General features: G+C 62.6%; 14 protein-coding genes. 13 read left to right on the top strand and 1 reads right to left on the bottom strand.

All coding sequences use genetic code 11. The features are described from left to right. Nucleotides 1-18: 18 nt before the first annotated feature. Nucleotides 19-1,203, bottom strand: a complete 1,185-nt coding sequence (locus tag IMCC21224_RS13495; RefSeq protein WP_047995793.1) for an NAD(P)/FAD-dependent oxidoreductase — start codon at nt 1,201-1,203, stop codon at nt 19-21. A 181-nt stretch (nt 1,204-1,384) separates the two neighbouring features. Between IMCC21224_RS13495 and ftsW the strand changes: the two genes are divergently transcribed. The 13 genes from ftsW to recN all read left to right on the top strand — a co-directional run bounded on the left by ftsW (nt 1,385) and on the right by recN (nt 15,910). Further along, nucleotides 1,385-2,551 carry a putative lipid II flippase FtsW gene (gene ftsW / locus IMCC21224_RS13490; RefSeq protein ID WP_047995792.1) on the top strand — a complete coding sequence of 389 codons (1,167 nt, stop codon included), beginning with the start codon at nt 1,385-1,387 and terminating at the stop codon, nt 2,549-2,551. A gap of 90 nt (nt 2,552-2,641) precedes the next feature. Continuing rightward, nucleotides 2,642-3,757, top strand: coding sequence for a UDP-N-acetylglucosamine--N-acetylmuramyl-(pentapeptide) pyrophosphoryl-undecaprenol N-acetylglucosamine transferase (locus tag IMCC21224_RS13485; protein ID WP_047995791.1), 1,116 nt, complete (start codon nt 2,642-2,644; stop codon nt 3,755-3,757). 26 nt (nt 3,758-3,783) lie between these two features. Further along, entirely contained in the window at nt 3,784-5,181 is a 1,398-nt protein-coding gene (gene murC, locus IMCC21224_RS13480; protein WP_156178359.1) for a UDP-N-acetylmuramate--L-alanine ligase, read from the top strand. A gap of 67 nt (nt 5,182-5,248) precedes the next feature. After that, nucleotides 5,249-5,503 carry a DUF2484 family protein gene (locus IMCC21224_RS13475; protein ID WP_047995790.1) on the top strand — a complete coding sequence of 85 codons (255 nt, stop codon included), beginning with the start codon at nt 5,249-5,251 and terminating at the stop codon, nt 5,501-5,503. Continuing rightward, nucleotides 5,500-5,760, top strand: a complete 261-nt coding sequence (locus tag IMCC21224_RS13470; RefSeq protein ID WP_047995789.1) for a DUF2484 family protein — start codon at nt 5,500-5,502, stop codon at nt 5,758-5,760. Before IMCC21224_RS13475 ends, IMCC21224_RS13470 begins: the two co-directional genes overlap by 4 nt. Before the next feature lie 119 nt (nt 5,761-5,879). After that, nucleotides 5,880-6,839 carry a UDP-N-acetylmuramate dehydrogenase gene (gene murB, locus IMCC21224_RS13465; RefSeq protein ID WP_047997124.1) on the top strand — a complete coding sequence of 320 codons (960 nt, stop codon included), beginning with the start codon at nt 5,880-5,882 and terminating at the stop codon, nt 6,837-6,839. Between the two features lie 82 nt (nt 6,840-6,921). Next, a complete protein-coding gene (locus tag IMCC21224_RS13460; protein ID WP_047995788.1) occupies nt 6,922-7,836 on the top strand; it encodes a D-alanine--D-alanine ligase in 915 nt (304 codons plus the stop codon). Next, nucleotides 7,833-8,690, top strand: coding sequence for a cell division protein FtsQ/DivIB (locus IMCC21224_RS13455; protein WP_047995787.1), 858 nt, complete (start codon nt 7,833-7,835; stop codon nt 8,688-8,690). The genes IMCC21224_RS13460 and IMCC21224_RS13455 overlap by 4 nt, the downstream gene beginning before the upstream one ends. A 3-nt stretch (nt 8,691-8,693) precedes the next feature. Next, on the top strand, nt 8,694-10,028 hold the full coding sequence (gene ftsA, locus IMCC21224_RS13450) for a cell division protein FtsA (protein ID WP_047995786.1): 1,335 nt from the start codon (nt 8,694-8,696) through the stop codon (nt 10,026-10,028). 173 nt (nt 10,029-10,201) lie between these two features. Continuing rightward, complete coding sequence (gene ftsZ, locus IMCC21224_RS13445; protein WP_047995785.1) at nt 10,202-11,851, top strand: cell division protein FtsZ; 1,650 nt, start codon at nt 10,202-10,204, stop codon at nt 11,849-11,851. Nucleotides 11,852-12,254: 403 nt separating this feature from the next. Further along, a complete protein-coding gene (gene lpxC, locus IMCC21224_RS13440) occupies nt 12,255-13,193 on the top strand; it encodes a UDP-3-O-acyl-N-acetylglucosamine deacetylase (RefSeq protein ID WP_047995784.1) in 939 nt (312 codons plus the stop codon). 155 nt (nt 13,194-13,348) lie between these two features. Further along, the gene (locus tag IMCC21224_RS13435; RefSeq protein ID WP_047995783.1) at nt 13,349-14,203 is read left to right on the top strand and encodes an outer membrane protein assembly factor BamD; all 855 of its coding nucleotides are present in this window, start codon (nt 13,349-13,351) and stop codon (nt 14,201-14,203) included. 42 nt (nt 14,204-14,245) lie between these two features. Continuing rightward, entirely contained in the window at nt 14,246-15,910 is a 1,665-nt protein-coding gene (recN, locus tag IMCC21224_RS13430; RefSeq protein WP_047995782.1) for a DNA repair protein RecN, read from the top strand. The last annotated feature ends 20 nt before the right edge of the window (nt 15,911-15,930 follow it).

Genomic DNA, 15,930 nt, shown 5'->3' with positions numbered 1-15,930 from the left:
GTTTTCAAGTGACTCTTGCTAAGATTTCGCGAGTGTGATCGCGGTGCCCGCCGCAAAGCCTGACGACCAAGCCCATTGAAAATTGTATCCCCCCAGCCAGCCGGTCACATCCACGGCCTCGCCGATGAAATAAAGTCCGGGGATTGCGCGCGTCATCATGGTGCGCGACGACAGCGCGTCGGTGTCGATGCCGCCCAGCGTGACCTCGGCGGTGCGGTACCCCTCGGACCCCGAGGGCGTTAGCTGCCAGTGATGCAGGGCGTCCGCCAGCGCGTCGATCCGTGTGTCCGAAAGGTCGGCAATGTTGCCTTTCAGGTCCAGACTCTGACCCAGATGATCGACCAGCCGCGCAGGCAAAAGCCGGGCGAGTTCGGTGGTCAGTGCGCGCCGCCCCTCGGTCCGGCGCAGCGGGCGCAGGTGGTCGGGCAGGGGGTGATCTGGCAACAGGTTGATTGCGATGGGGTCGCCTTCGCGCCAGTAGCTTGAGATTTGCAGGATGGCCGGACCGGACAGACCACGATGGGTAAACAGCATCGCCTCGTCAAAACTGTCAGCCTCGACGCTGGCGCGGCAGGGCGTCGCGACCCCGGCCAGCGTCGAAAACCGACCCTCCGGGAATGTCAGCGGTACAAGGCCGGGACGTGTGTCGGTGACGGGGATGCCGAATTGCCGCGCGATATCATAGGCCAGGCCCGTGGCGCCCATCTTTGGGATCGACTTGCCCCCTGTCGCCACCACCAGCGCGTCGCAGCTCACTTGGGTCTGGCGACCGTCGCGTTCCAGAGTTGCTGCGTAGCGGCTGCCATCACGGTGCAACTCACGCAGATGAGTTTGCAGCCACAGCGTTGCGCCAGCGGCGTCCAGTTCCGTCAGCAGCATTGCCACGATGTCGCGTGCAGAGCGGTCGCAAAACAGCTGTCCCAGCGTCTTTTCATGCCAGGGGATGTCATGGCGCTGCACCAGATCCAGGAAATCCCATTGGGTGTAGCGACTGAGGGCCGATTTGGCGAAATGCGGGTTATGGCTGAGGAAGCTGCCCGGATCGCAGTGCATATTGGTGAAGTTGCAGCGTCCGCCGCCAGAGATGCGGATCTTTTCCCCCGGTGCGCGTGCATGATCGACGATCAGCGTGCCAGGCCCCGCGTGGGCGGCGCACATGAGGCCCGCGGCACCGGCGCCAAGGATAAGGGTGGGGACATGCATGGCGCGAAGGAACACGGTTTTACGGTCGGTGCAAGGGCTGGCGCCGCGTTGCGCCGATGACCCGTCGTGATACCTGCTGTGCGCGCGACGTCTTTTCTGTGGCACCAGAGCACCAAATTCGCTACACTTGGCGGCAGACCCGGAAAACCGGGCGGTTCGAGGCAGTGATGGCGGTGTTCCCATGACGGAAATGGTTTACGGCACGGTTCCCGTGCGTGATGTCGAACCTGTGTTGCCCAAATGGTGGCGCACGGTCGACAAATGGTCGCTGTCCTGCGTGCTGATCCTGTTCGGCATCGGAATCTTGCTAGGGCTCGCTGCGTCGCCGCCGCTGGCCGAACGGAACGGGTTTCAGCCGTTTTACTATGTTCAGCGGCAGGCATTCTTTGGCGGGCTGGCGCTGGCCGCGATGTTCCTGACCTCACTGATGTCGCCGCTGCTGGTGCGTCGGCTGGCGGTGGTGGGTTTTGCGGTCGGCTTTGTGGCGCTGGCGCTGCTGCCGGCCTTTGGCACTGATTTCGGCAAGGGGGCTGTGCGCTGGTACAGCCTGGGCTTTGCCAGCCTGCAGCCATCGGAATTCCTGAAACCTGGCTTTGTCGTCGTTGCCGCCTGGATGATGGCCGCCGCACAAGAGATCAACGGCCCGCCGGGGCGGCTGTGGTCGTTCCTGCTGGCGGTGGCGATTGTGCTGATGCTGGCGTTTCAGCCTGATTTCGGCCAGGCCTGTCTGGTGCTGTTCGGCTGGGGCGTGATGTATTTTGTGGCTGGTGCGCCGATGCTGCTGCTGGTGGGCATGGCAGGGCTGGTGGTGCTAGCCGGCACCGTCGCTTATGAACATTCCGAACATTTTGCCCGCCGCATCGACGGCTTTCTTAGCCCGGATGTCGATCCGACAACCCAATTGGGCTATGCGACCAACGCTATTCAAGAGGGCGGTTTTTTTGGTGTCGGTGTGGGTGAGGGGCAGGTGAAATGGTCGTTGCCCGATGCCCATACCGATTTCATCATCGCTGTCGCGGCCGAGGAATACGGCCTTGTCCTCGTGTTGTGTATCATCGCGCTGTATGCGGTTGTGGTGGTGCGCAGCCTGGTGCGGCTGATGCGCGAACGCGATCCGTTCATCCGACTGGCGGGCACCGGTCTGGCCTGCATGTTCGGGGTTCAGGCGATGATCAACATGGGTGTCGCGGTGCGGCTGCTGCCCGCCAAAGGCATGACCCTGCCGTTTGTCAGCTACGGCGGATCTTCGCTCATTGCCGGAGGGATCGCGGTCGGAATGTTGCTGGCCTTTACACGCGCCCGTCCGCAGGGTGAAATTGGCGACATTCTGCGCGGGCGGCTGCGCTGAGGCGCGCGGTCGGGACCGGCGCGGTGATCGCGGATTGTACATGGGCGCAAACGGGCAGGGGCGCAGTCCCGGCCCCGGGGGAGTAAGACGATGGCCGAGCGGTACAAACCGCCCTATCTGGTGATCGCGGCAGGCGGCACCGGCGGGCACATGTTTCCGGCACAGGCGCTGGCTGAACTGATGCTGCGCCGGGGCTGGCGGGTGACGCTGTCGACCGATGCCCGCGGCGCGCGCTACACTGGCGGCTTTCCCCATACGACCAAGATTGAACAGGTCAGCAGCGCCACCTTTGCCCGTGGCAGTCTGATGGCGAAAATTGCCGTACCGTTTCGTGTGCTTGGCGGTGTGTTGGGCATGGCACTGCGGATGCGGCGCGATCCGCCCGACGTGGTGGTGGGCTTTGGAGGCTATCCCAGCATTCCGGCGCTGGGGGCGGCCTGGTTGCTGCGGCTGCCGCGGATGATCCACGAACAGAACGGTGTTCTGGGGCGCGTCAACCAGATTTTTGCCACCCGTGTGAACACCGTTGCCTGCGGCACCTGGCCGACGACTTTGCCCGACGGGGTCGAAGGGGTGCCAGTCGGCAACCCGGTCCGCCGCGCTGTGCAGGAACGGGCCGGTGCGTCCTATATCGTGCCAGGCGAATATCCGATGTCGATTCTGGTAATTGGCGGATCGCAGGGTGCCCGCATCCTGTCGGATGTGGTCCCGCCCGCCATCGCGTCCCTGCCGATGGAGGTGTTGCAACATCTGCGTGTCAGCCATCAGGCCCGTGACGAGGATGGGCAGCGCGTCGCCGACTATTACGCCGAGCAGGGTGTAGATGCCGATGTTCAGCCATTTTTTCACGATATACCGTCGCGGATGAGCGAGGCGCAGCTGGTGATCTCGCGCTCGGGCGCGTCTTCGGTGGCGGATATCAGCGTGATTGGCCGCCCGTCGATCCTGATCCCTTTTGCCGCCGCGACCGGGGATCATCAGACCGCGAATGCCCGTGCTTTGGTCGAGGCCGGGGCGGCCATCCGCATCCCTGAAAGCAAACTGACGGTCGAGGCGCTGACAGATGCGATCCTGGCCGTGCTGGGTAACCCGCGCGGGGCGCTTCAGATGTCGCAGGCCGCGATGAGCGTGGCGCACCCCGAAGCCGCAGAAGCATTGGGCGCATTGGTCGAGGCGTTGGTAGAGCAGAAAGAACAGGCAGAATGAACAAGACAGTGAGAGGGGCCGAAATGATCCGCGCCGCAACCAAGCTTCCCGGTGATATCGGGCCGATCCACTTTGTCGGCATCGGCGGAATAGGCATGTCGGGCATTGCCGAGGTGCTGTTGAACCTTGGGTATACGGTGCAGGGGTCCGATCTGAAACGCTCCAAGATCACCGAGCGGCTGGAAAGTCTGGGTGCCTTGGTTTTCGAAGGGCAGCGGGCCGAGAACCTGGAAGGTGCCGAAGTCATCGTGATTTCGTCCGCGATCAAAACCGGCAACCCCGAACTGGACGAGGCGCGCCAGCGTGGCCTGCCAGTGGTGCGCCGGGCCGAGATGCTGGCCGAACTGATGCGGCTGAAATCCAACATCGCGGTGGCTGGCACCCATGGCAAGACCACGACAACCACGCTGGTCGCCGAGCTGTTGGTGGCGGGCGGCATCGACCCCACGGTTGTAAATGGCGGCATAATCCACGCCTATGGATCGAACGCCCGGATGGGAGACGGCGAATGGATGGTCGTCGAAGCGGACGAGAGTGACGGCACCTTCAACCGCCTGCCGGCCACCATCGCCATCGTCACCAACATCGACCCCGAGCATATGGAGCACTGGGGCAATTTCGACACCCTGCGCGATGGCTTTTACGATTTTGTCTCAAACATTCCGTTCTACGGCCTTGCGGTGTGCTGCACCGATCATCCCGAGGTACAGGCGCTGGTCGGGCGCATCACTGACCGCCGCGTGACGACCTATGGTTTCAATGCCCAGGCCGATGTGCGGGCGGTGAATCTCCGGTACGAAAAGGGCGTGGCGCATTTCGACGTCGCACTTCAGAGCGAAGATCTGATGATCCAAGGCTGCACTTTGCCAATGCCGGGCGATCACAACGTATCAAACGCGTTGTCCGCTGTGGCAGTGGCCCGGCATCTGGGGATGGAGCTGGACGCGATCCGCGCGGCACTTGCGGCGTTTGGCGGTGTGAACCGGCGGTTTACCCGCGTGGGCGAAGTAAACGGCGTCACTATCATCGACGACTACGGCCACCACCCGGTCGAAATTGCCGCCGTGCTGCGCGCCGCGCGTCAGGCCACCGACGGGCGGGTGATCGCTGTGCACCAGCCGCACCGGTATTCGCGCCTGTCGTCGCTGTTCGATGACTTCTGCGCCTGCTTCAACGAGGCGGATGTCGTCGCCATCGCCGAAGTTTACGCAGCCGGAGAGGATCCCATTCCCGGCGCGTCGCGCGACGATCTGGTGGCCGGTCTGATCCGCCACGGTCACCGTCACGCCCGCGCCATCGTCGACGAGGATGATCTTGAGCGGCTGGTCCGTGAACAGGCCAAGGACGGTGATATGGTTGTCTGCCTTGGCGCCGGTACGATCAGTACATGGGCCAACGGCCTGCCGACAAGGCTGGAGCAATGAGTGTGACAGACACTGTGACCCAAGGTATGGGGCGGGCGAACTGCGAACCGCAAGCAGGGGTGCACGCATGAGCGCGGCCCTGATCGCCGCCTGTCTCTGGGTTCTGATTGCTTCTGTGACGGCCATGCTGCCGATGCGCGGCCAATTCATTCCCGGTGTCATCTTGCTCGTGACCGCGCCGCTTCTGTTGATCTGGATCGCCAAATCGGTCGGTGTGTGGGTTGCCTTGCTTGGCCTTGCGGGATTTCTGTCGATGTTTCGCAGACCGTTGCTGCATCTGTGGGCCCGGGCGCGCGGCCAGACCCCGGAGGTGCCGAAATGACCTTGTCACTGATCCTGGCGTTTGTCTGGGCACTTGCGGCGAATGTACTGGCCATGGTGCCGTCCAAGGACAGCCACTGGACCCGCGCCTATTTCCTGATCGCGGTGGGAATTCCGCTGCTGGGTTTTGTCACCTGGCAGAACGGCCCGTGGATCGGAATGATCGTGCTGGTTGCTGGCATGTCGGTGCTGCGCTGGCCGCTGCGCTATCTGGCGCGGTGGATCAAGGCGCGACTGGGACGGGATAAGGCGGCCTGAGCACCTGTGCGTCGCACGGTTTGGGTCGCGGATTTTGAAACTGGCCGGGCCACATGTCGCAACGGATGCGCGACAAAGCGCTCTTGCCTCTGGACTGTGCCCAGATTAGCACAGTCGGTATGACCACACAGCTTCCCAAAGTGCGCGGGCGTTTGACCCGTGACCGGCCCCTTTCTGATCTGACCTGGCTGCGGGTCGGGGGGCCTGCGGACTGGCTGTTTCAGCCTGCGGATGTCGATGATTTGCGGGGCTTTCTGCGTCAGCTTGACCCTGCGACGCAGATTTTTCCGATGGGTGTCGGAAGTAACCTCATCGTGCGGGATGGCGGAATCCGGGCTGTGGTGATCCGTATGGGGCGCGGCTTTAACGATATCAGCATCGACGGCAGTTGCGTCACGGCGGGTGTTGCCGCGCTGGATGCGCATGTGGCGAAACAGGCTGCGGTGGCAGGGCTGGACCTGACCTTTTTGCGTACCATACCCGGCGCGATCGGCGGCGCGGTACGGATGAACGCCGGGTGCTATGGTTCTTACGTCGCGGATGTCCTGGTGAGCGCGCGAGCAGTCACCCGGGCGGGAGAATTGGTTACCCTTTCTGCCGCTGAGCTGAACTTTGCCTATCGTCAAAGTACGCTGCCCGACGGCTGGGTGCTGGTTGACGCCACTTTCATGGCGCCGCAGGGCGAGCCCGAAGCGCTGGCCGAACGCATGGCACAGCAGATTGCACGGCGCGACGCCAGCCAACCCACCAAGGAGCGCACCGCCGGCAGCACCTTTCGCAATCCCGCCGGATTTTCCAGTACCGGCAGGGCGGATGACACGCATGAGTTAAAGGCGTGGAAGGTGATCGACGACGCCGGGATGCGCGGCGCGCGGCGCGGTGGGGCGCAGATGAGCACGATGCACAGCAACTTTCTGGTGAACACCGGACAGGCAACGGCGACCGATCTCGAAGGTTTGGGCGAGGAAGTGATAAAAAGGGTTTTCCAACACAGTGGAATAACGTTACACTGGGAAATTATGCGCGTCGGAGAACCGGCGCGCGATTTAGAGTCCGGAAAAGCGCAGCAAAAAGCGTAAGTTGTCGGACTCAAGGGCGGCCACAGGCAGGTCGCAGATAAGAACAAGGGTCAAAGACCCGGGACATTGAGGCGGTTTGGGGATGTCGAGCAGGGCACACCCGAAAGTAGTGGTATTGTTGGGCGGACCCTCGGCTGAGCGCGAGGTGTCGTTAAGCTCAGGGCGTGAATGCGCCGCTGCTTTGCGGGAACAAGGTTATCACGTGACAGAGGTCGATGCCGGCCCTGATCTGGCGCAGCGTCTGGCCGACGCTGCCCCCGACGTCGTGTTCAACGCTTTGCATGGGCGCTGGGGCGAAGATGGCTGTGTGCAGGGCCTGCTGGAATGGCTGCGCATCCCTTATACGCATTCCGGTGTACTGTCGTCTGCACTGGCAATGGACAAAGAGCGGACGAAAGATGTCTACCGCGCCCATGGACTTCCTGTGGTCGAAAGCCTGCTGGCCCGCCGCGAAGACGTGCGCAGCCGTCACGTCATGCCGCCGCCCTATGTGGTCAAGCCCAACAACGAAGGGTCTTCGGTTGGTGTCTACCTGGTTCAGGAGGCGGCCAACGGCCCGCCTCAACTGTCCGATGACATGCCTGAAACCGTTATGGTCGAGGCGTTTGCACCGGGCCGCGAACTGACGACGACGGTTATGGGCGACCGTGCGCTGACGGTGACGGATATCCTGACTGACGGCTGGTACGACTACGATGCGAAGTACAAGCCCGGTGGATCGCGCCACGTGATCCCGGCGCAGATCCCGCAGGATATCTTTGACGCCTGCCTCGACTATGCGGTGCGGGCGCACCGGGCGCTCGGGTGCCGTGGTCTGAGCCGAACGGATTTCCGCTGGGATGAAAGTCGCGGTCTGGACGGGCTGATCCTGCTTGAGACCAACACGCAACCCGGTATGACGCCGACCTCGCTTGCTCCTGAACAGGGTGCCGAGGCGGGTATTCCCTTTGGCGCGCTGTGCTCCTGGATGGTGGAGGATGCCTCTTGCAACAGATGACCCGTAGCGACCCGGCGCCGTCGCGCCTGCGGTATCGCATTCAGCGGCTGATGCTGACGCCGCTGTTTCGGGTATTTTTGCGCGTGGGCCTGCCGTTCGCTGTCACCTTTGGCGGCGCGTCGCTGTGGTTCTCGATGCCGGACAATCGCGACGCCTTTCTTGATCTGATCATCGAGGCACGCAGCGCCGTCGAACAGCGCCCGGAATTCATGGTCAAACTGATGGCGATCGACGGCGCAAGCGACGGGGTGGCGGCGGATATTCGGACCATCCTGCCGGTGGGGTTTCCGGTCAGCTCATTTGGCCTCGACTTGGATGTGATGCGTGATCAGGTGGTTGCGTTGGACGCGGTGGAATCTGCACGTCTGCGGATCCGTCAGGGCGGGGTGCTTCAGGTCGATGTGGACGAACGCCTGCCGGTGGTGCTGTGGCGCGGTCCCGAGGGACTGCAGCTGCTGGATTCGAGTGGAGTCAAGGTCGGGCCGGTGCAGGCGCGTACCGATTTTCCGGCCCTGCCGCTGATTGTTGGACGCGGTGCCAGCAAGAATGTGCCAGAGGCGCTCGAACTTCTGGCGGCCGCTGAGCCGCTGTGGTCGCGCATGCGTGGTCTGGTGCGGGTCGGTGGCCGCCGCTGGGATCTGGTGCTGGACCGCGATCAGCGCATCCTGCTGCCCGAGGAAGACCCGGTGCGGGCGCTGGAACGCGCCATGGCTCTGGATCACGCGGTGGACATGCTGGACCGCGATTTGCTGAGCGTTGATCTGCGGCTGCCGCAGCGGCCGACCCTGCGGTTGACCAATAATGCACAGCAGGAATTGTGGCGTATCAAGGCGATAGAGGTTGGAGAACCGTAGAATATGATCGAGCTCTATGAAAGCCAGCGCGCGATGCGCAACATGCGCCGTGCAGCGATGCAGCGGGGCGTCATCGCGATTCTGGATGTCGGATCGTCCAAGATCGCCTGTCTGGTACTGCGCTTTGACGGCAACGAACGCGCCGGGGAAAACGACGGCATCGGCAGTCTCGCCGGGCAGTCCGGGTTTCGCGTCATCGGCGCGGCCACCACCCGGTCGCGTGGTGTGCGGTTTGGCGAAATCGACGCTATGGGCGAAACCGAGCGTGCTATCCGCACCGCCGTGCAGGCAGCGCAGAAGATGGCACAGATCCGGGTCGATCATGTTATCGCCTGTTTTTCGGGGGCTGATCCGCGGTCTTACGGCCTTGAGGGTAAGGTCGAAATCGAAGAGACCACCGTATCCGAACAGGATATCGCCCGCGTGTTGTCAGCCTGCGACGTGCCCGACTTTGGCCACGGTCGCGAGGTGCTGCACGCGCAGCCGGTGAACTTTGCGCTGGACCATCGCTCCGGGTTGGCGGATCCGCGCGGCCAGATCGGCCAGAACCTGTCGACCGACATGCATATGCTGACGGTGGATGGGCTGGCGGTTCAGAACCTCGCCTATTGTGTCAAACGCTGCGATCTGGAGCTGGCCGGCATCGCCTCTTCGGCCTATGTCAGCGGCGTCTCGGCGCTGGTCGAGGACGAACAAGAGCTGGGCGCGGCCTGCATTGATCTGGGCGGCGGCGCGACCGGCGTGTCGATCTTTATGAAAAAACACATGATCTATGCCGATGCTGTGCGCATGGGCGGGGATCACGTCACCGGCGACATCTCAATGGGGCTTCAGGTGCCCATGGCCGTGGCCGAACGGATCAAGACATTCTACGGCGGCGTTGTCGCTACCGGGATGGATGACCGCGAGATGATCGAGATCGGCGGCGACACTGGCGACTGGCACCACGACCGCCGCACCGTCAGCCGTGCCGAGCTGATCGGGATCATGCGCCCCCGCGTCGAAGAGATCCTTGAGGATGTCCGCGCCCGTCTGGACGCTGCCGGGTTTGAACATCTTCCCAGTCAGCAGATCGTTCTGACCGGCGGGGGCAGTCAGATCCCCGGCCTTGATGGCCTTGCATCCAAGATCCTCGGCCATCAGGTCCGGCTGGGCCGTCCGCTGCGCGTGCACGGGCTGCCGCAGGCTGCGACGGGGCCGGGATTTGCCAGCGCCGTGGGGCTTTGCCTCTTTGCGGCGCATCCACAGGACGAATGGTGGGATTTTGAAATACCGGTTGAGAGGTACCCGGCCCGGTCTCTCAAGCGGGCGGTGAAATGGTTCCGGGACAACTGGTAAACGCAATATATTGGCTTGTTGGCGAAATCCCGCGTACAAAGGCCAATTAATTGCCATATTTGGTGGAAATAGCACGTTTTTTGGGTGACGTGTTGCTAACGAAACGGTAATACTTGGCGGGAATAGGCGCAAAAAGGGCCTGAAACAGGCCATAACAGCAGGCGGACAGAGCAATGACATTGAACCTTTCGGTGCCCGGACATGACGATCTGAGACCCCGTATCACGGTGTTTGGCGTAGGTGGCGCTGGCGGTAACGCGGTCAACAACATGATCGAGAAAGAGCTCGACGGGGTCGATTTTGTCGTCGCCAATACGGACGCTCAGGCACTTCAGCAGTCCCGGTCGACCAGTAAAGTCCAGCTAGGTGTTAAAGTCACCGAAGGTCTGGGTGCAGGGGCCCGCGCAAGCGTTGGGGCCGCCGCCGCCGAAGAGAGCATCGAACAGATCGTCGACCATCTGGCCGGCGCGCATATGTGTTTCATCACGGCTGGCATGGGCGGGGGCACCGGGACAGGTGCCGCACCGATCATTGCACAGGCTGCGCGTGAACTGGGTGTGCTGACCGTTGGTGTCGTGACCAAGCCCTTTCAGTTTGAGGGCAATAAGCGGATGAAGCAGGCCGAGGACGGCGTCGAGGCGCTGCAAAAGGTCGTCGATACGCTGATTATCATTCCGAACCAGAACCTGTTCCGGCTGGCCAACGAAAAAACCACCTTTACCGAGGCATTCAGCCTAGCGGATGACGTGCTGTATCAGGGCGTCAAAGGTGTGACCGACCTGATGGTGCGTCCGGGCATGATCAACCTCGACTTTGCTGACGTGCGCGCAGTGATGGACGAGATGGGCAAAGCCATGATGGGCACGGGCGAGGCCGAGGGCGAAGATCGCGCGATCCAGGCCGCTGAAAAGGCCATCGCCAACCCGCTGCTGGACGAAATCAGCCTGCGTGGGGCCAAGGGTGTTCTGATCAACATCACCGGATCGCTCGACGTCACGCTGTTCGAAATCGACGAAGCGGCCAACCGGATCCGCGAAGAAGTGGACCCGGATGCCAATATCATCGTGGGTTCGACGCTCGACAATTCGATGGAAGGCCGGATGCGCGTCAGCGTTGTGGCCACTGGGATCGACGCCGTCGATGTAAACACCGAGATGCCGGTGCCGCGCCGCAGTCTGGCCCAGCCGCTGAGCCAGAACGCAGGCGAAGCTGCCCCAGCGCCAAAGCCCGTCGCCAAACCAGCACCGCAGCCCGCAGTTGCGGCCCGTGCACCCGAAGTGACCTATGAGGACGAGGAACCGTCGCTGTTCCAAGAGGCAGAAGTCCAGCGGAGCGAAGAAGTTTCGGAAACCCTGTTCGACGATGACGACCGCTATGATGCCGCGCAGGGCGACGATGGCCTGCCGCCCCCGGTCTACAAGCCGCAGATCGCGCAGTTTCAGCCACGCGCGGAAATCGAGGCCGAGCCTGAAACTTTTGTCGCGCCACGCGCACCTGCCCCAGGCACCCCGTCGCCCGAAGCTATGGCGCGCCTGCATCAAGCCGCACTGGCGGCCCGGGCGCAGCAACGTCAACCCGGCGTTGCCGCAGCGCGCAGTGCAGCTCCGACGGCCGAGCAAGAAGCAATGGATGGCGACAAGCCGCGCTTTGGCATCAACTCGCTGATCAATCGCATGACTGGCCACGGGACCGAGGCGCCTGCGCCGCGTCGCCAGCAACCGCCGGTACAGGCCCGCAAGCCCGATCCGATGATCGACGCAGAGCCCGATCCCGAACAGGAACGGATCGAGATTCCAGCCTTTCTGCGTCGCCAGGCCAACTGATCACGTCGCACGGGACGCATAAGAACTGATCCCCTCCAGGGACCCAAGGCAGAACGCCCTCTCCATCCGGAGGGGGCGTTTTTTTGTCTGATTCAGGAATTTGTGACGCTGCATCGCAGCGACAGACCACACGTTTCCGGCCATTGCGGCGTGAAATGTTGACGGCAAGCTCGCCTTTCAGGGTGATCAAAACAGGAATGTCACGGCATTTGACGCAGCGTCTTTCATCGGGATATCTAATTGGCATTAAACAATAAAAATCAAACTCGGCGCGGCTCCGCCGACCTGCTCATCACGATGTTTCAGTCCGTTACAATCTTTGATTTGAGACCGCTGCGCCAAGCTCGTATCTCATTGGCAAGCGAAAGGGCGTTAACCTTTTCGCAATGAGTGAGGTAAGACCGTGCAGACCACAATCAGATCCGCGATCACATTTCAGGGCACCGGCCTCCACTCGGGCCGCCCTGCGCGTTTGACGATCCGTCCTGCCTCGGCAGAGCATGGTGTCTGGTTCAAACGTACAGACATCATCTTTGGTGACACTCTGGTCCCGGCCCGCTGGGACGTTGTTGAGCAGTCGCCGCTCTGTACCCGGATCGTGAACCGGGCCGGAGTTTCGGTCTCGACCATTGAACATGTCATGGCCGCGCTGGTGGGCTGTGGCATTCACAACGCCCTGATCGAAATTGACGGTCCCGAAGTGCCGATCCTTGACGGGTCATCCGCGCCATTTGTGCGGGGAATCCTCGCGCGTGGTGTTCGGGTACTGGGTGCTCCGGTGCGTGTGATCGAAATGCTGACCACGGTCGAAGTGCGTACCGCATCGGGCTGGGCGCGGCTGAGCCCGGCACCCGAAGGGTTGGGGCTGGGTGGTCTGACCATGGATTTCCACATCGACTTTGCCGACGCTGCAATCGGATCGCAACGTAAGGTTCTGAACCTTGCCAACGGGACTTTTGTGCGTGAACTCTGCGACAGCCGCACCTTCTGCCGCCAGGCGGATGTGGACATGATGCGTTCGCAGGGCCTTGCCCTTGGCGGGACGCTGGAAAATGCGGTTGTGGTGGATGGCGACAAGGTGCTTAGCCCGGGTGGCCTGCGTCACACTGACGAAGCCGTGCGTCACAAGATGCTTGATGCACTTGGCGATCTGGCATTGGCTGGTGCGCCGATCATCGGTCATTATACTGGCCACAAGGCCGGACACGCGATGACCAACAACCTGCTGCGTGCGGTATTTGCGACCCCCGGTGCATTCCGCATGATTGAAAGCACTGCAAACACGGCGGCGCGCCTGCCCGGAGCGGGTGTGGATCAGCACGAGATCCCGGCCGTCGCCTGATCACAAAATGGTGCTCTCCTTCTCTGGCTGAGGCCGACTTGCAAGCCCGGCGCGCGAAATGGCGCAAAGGCGTTTTGCACCGGAAATTTCTGTGCTAGGACCGGGGCAAAGAATGGGGTAAACGCCCCGTGAAAGCGCAATTGAGGTGAGCAGGCATGGCAGGCGACAGGTCGCGACGCGGTTTGATCGGAGCAGTTGTACTGGCCCTGATGGTGTCGGGCTGCGGCGGTGGGCAAACGGTCTCGCTCAGCAGTAATTCGCAGCAATTGGAAAATTTCACCGCAGAACAGATATTTGGCCGAGGCGAATTTGAGCTTGAGCGCAACAAAGCCGAAGATGCCGCGTTCTACTTCTCAGAGATCGAGCGGTTGTATCCCTATTCCGACTGGGCCAAACGTGCGCTGATCATGCAGGCGTTTTCCTATCACCGCGACAAAGATTACGAGAACAGCCGTTCTGCGGCGCAGCGCTACATCGACTTCTACCCGCTGGATGACGATGCCGCCTATGCGCAGTATCTGCTGGCGCTGTCGTACTATGACCAAATCGAGGAGGTTGGTCGTGATCAGGGCCTGACATTCCAGGCGCTGCAATCCCTGCGCACGGTGATCGAACGCTATCCCGACAGCGAATATGCGCGCTCGTCGATTCTGAAATTCGACCTCGCCTTTGATCACCTTGCGGGCAAGGAAATGGAAATCGGCCGCTATTACCTGCGTCGTGACCACTTTGGCGCCGCGATCAACCGGTTCCGCGTTGTGGTTGAGGATTTCCAGACCACAACCCACACCGCCGAAGCGCTGCATCGTCTGGTTGAGGCGTATCTGTCGCTGGGCCTGACGGACGAGGCGCAGACCGCTGGTGCCATCCTGGGCTATAATTTTCAGGGTACCGAATGGTATCAGGACAGCTATAAATTGCTGACCAGCGCCGGACTCAAGCTTGAGGCGAGAGGCGACAACTGGCTTAGCCAGATCTACCGCCAGATGGTTAAAGGCGAATGGTTGTAGGCATCGGTAGGGGGGCACCCCACCACCCCAGGGAGTCGTCAGATGCTGCGCGCGCTTGAGATTCGCGACATGCTGATTATCGACCGGCTGGACCTTGCCTTTCAGCCGGGCCTAAATGTTCTCACTGGTGAAACCGGCGCGGGCAAATCCATCCTATTGGATTCGCTTGGGTTTGTGCTGGGCTGGCGCGGGCGTGCTGAACTGGTGCGCAGCGGTGCCGCCCAAGGCGAGGTCACTGCGGTGTTCGATCTTGGGCCAAACCATCCGGCCCGCGCGGTCCTGTCCGAGGCGGGTCTGCCCGGAGGGGGGGAGGGCGATGGCGAAGAGCTGATCCTGCGCCGCGTCAACACCGCCGAGGGTCGCAAGACCGCTTGGGTCAACGACCGGCGCTGTTCGGGTGATGTGCTGCGTACCCTGTCCGAAACGCTGGTCGAGTTACATGGCCAGCACGATGATCGCGGCCTGCTGAACCCGCGCGGCCACCGGCTGTTGCTGGACACCTACGCGGGGGTGGGCGCGGAACTGACCGAAGTGCGCAGCGCCTGGACCGATCTGGCCCGCGCCAACAAGGCCCTGACAGCGGGTGAGGCGGCGCTGGCCGCCGTGCAGGCCGAAGAAGAGTTTCTGCGCCATGCGGTGGCCGAGTTGGACAAGCTTGACCCACAGCCGGGTGAAGAGGCGGTTCTGGATGTCGCACGCCGCCGGATGCAGGGCGCCGAGAAGATCCGCGAGGATATCACCCGTGCCTATTCCGCGCTGTCGGATGGGGCCGAGATGTCGATGGGCGACGCGCTGCGCTGGCTCGAAGGTGTCGCAGACCGTGCCGAAGGGGCGCTGGACGGGGCGCTGAGCGCGCTTGAACGCGCCATGGCAGAGCTGAGCGATGCGGTTTCGGGGGTCGAGCGCAGCCTCGATCACCTTAGCTTTGACGCCCGCGCGCTGGAAGATACCGAAGAGCGGCTGTTTGCAATACGTGCGATGGCGCGAAAGCACGGGGTGACAGCGGACGAGCTGGGGACGTTCGCCATCGGATTGCGGGACAAGCTGGCCGCGCTGGATCGCGGTGCCGAGGATCTCGCCGGGCTGCGGGCTGCATTGCTCGGGGCACAACAGCGATACGATAGCGCGGCGGCAGCACTGACCCGTGCCCGAAGCGACGCCGCAGGGCGCTTGGACGCGGCGGTTTCAGCCGAACTTGCGCCGCTCAAGATGGAGCGGGCGGTGTTTCGGACCGAATTGACACCGGGCCCTGCGGGTCCCGAGGGGGTGGACGCCGTGGCGTTTCAGGTGGCCACCAACCCTGGCGCGCCTTCGGGGCCGCTGGCCAAGATCGCCTCGGGTGGTGAGTTGAGCCGTTTTTTGCTGGCGCTCAAGGTCTGTCTTTCTGGTCAGCGCACCGATGGGCTGACGATGATCTTTGACGAGATCGACCGCGGCGTTGGGGGCGCAACCGCGGATGCCGTCGGACGTCGGCTGGCGGCTCTGGCCGCTGGCGGGCAGGTGTTGGTTGTGACGCATTCGCCGCAGGTGGCCGCACTTGGCGCGCATCACTGGCGGGTGGAAAAGCGGGTCGCGGACGGCATGACCACCTCGGTTGTGCTGCCGCTGGACGCCACCGAGCGTGAGAGCGAGATTGCGCGGATGCTGGCGGGGGATACCGTCACCGCCGAAGCACGGGCCGCAGCACGGTCGCTGCTGGCCGGATAGCGCGCCCCGGTTCTTCAGAC

Source organism: Puniceibacterium sp. IMCC21224, from assembly GCF_001038505.1.
In the GTDB taxonomy this organism is placed as follows: Bacteria; Pseudomonadota; Alphaproteobacteria; order Rhodobacterales; family Rhodobacteraceae; genus Puniceibacterium.
The sequence above is the reverse complement of the archived record's forward strand: the minus strand, read 5'-3'. Positions and strand labels throughout refer to the sequence as shown.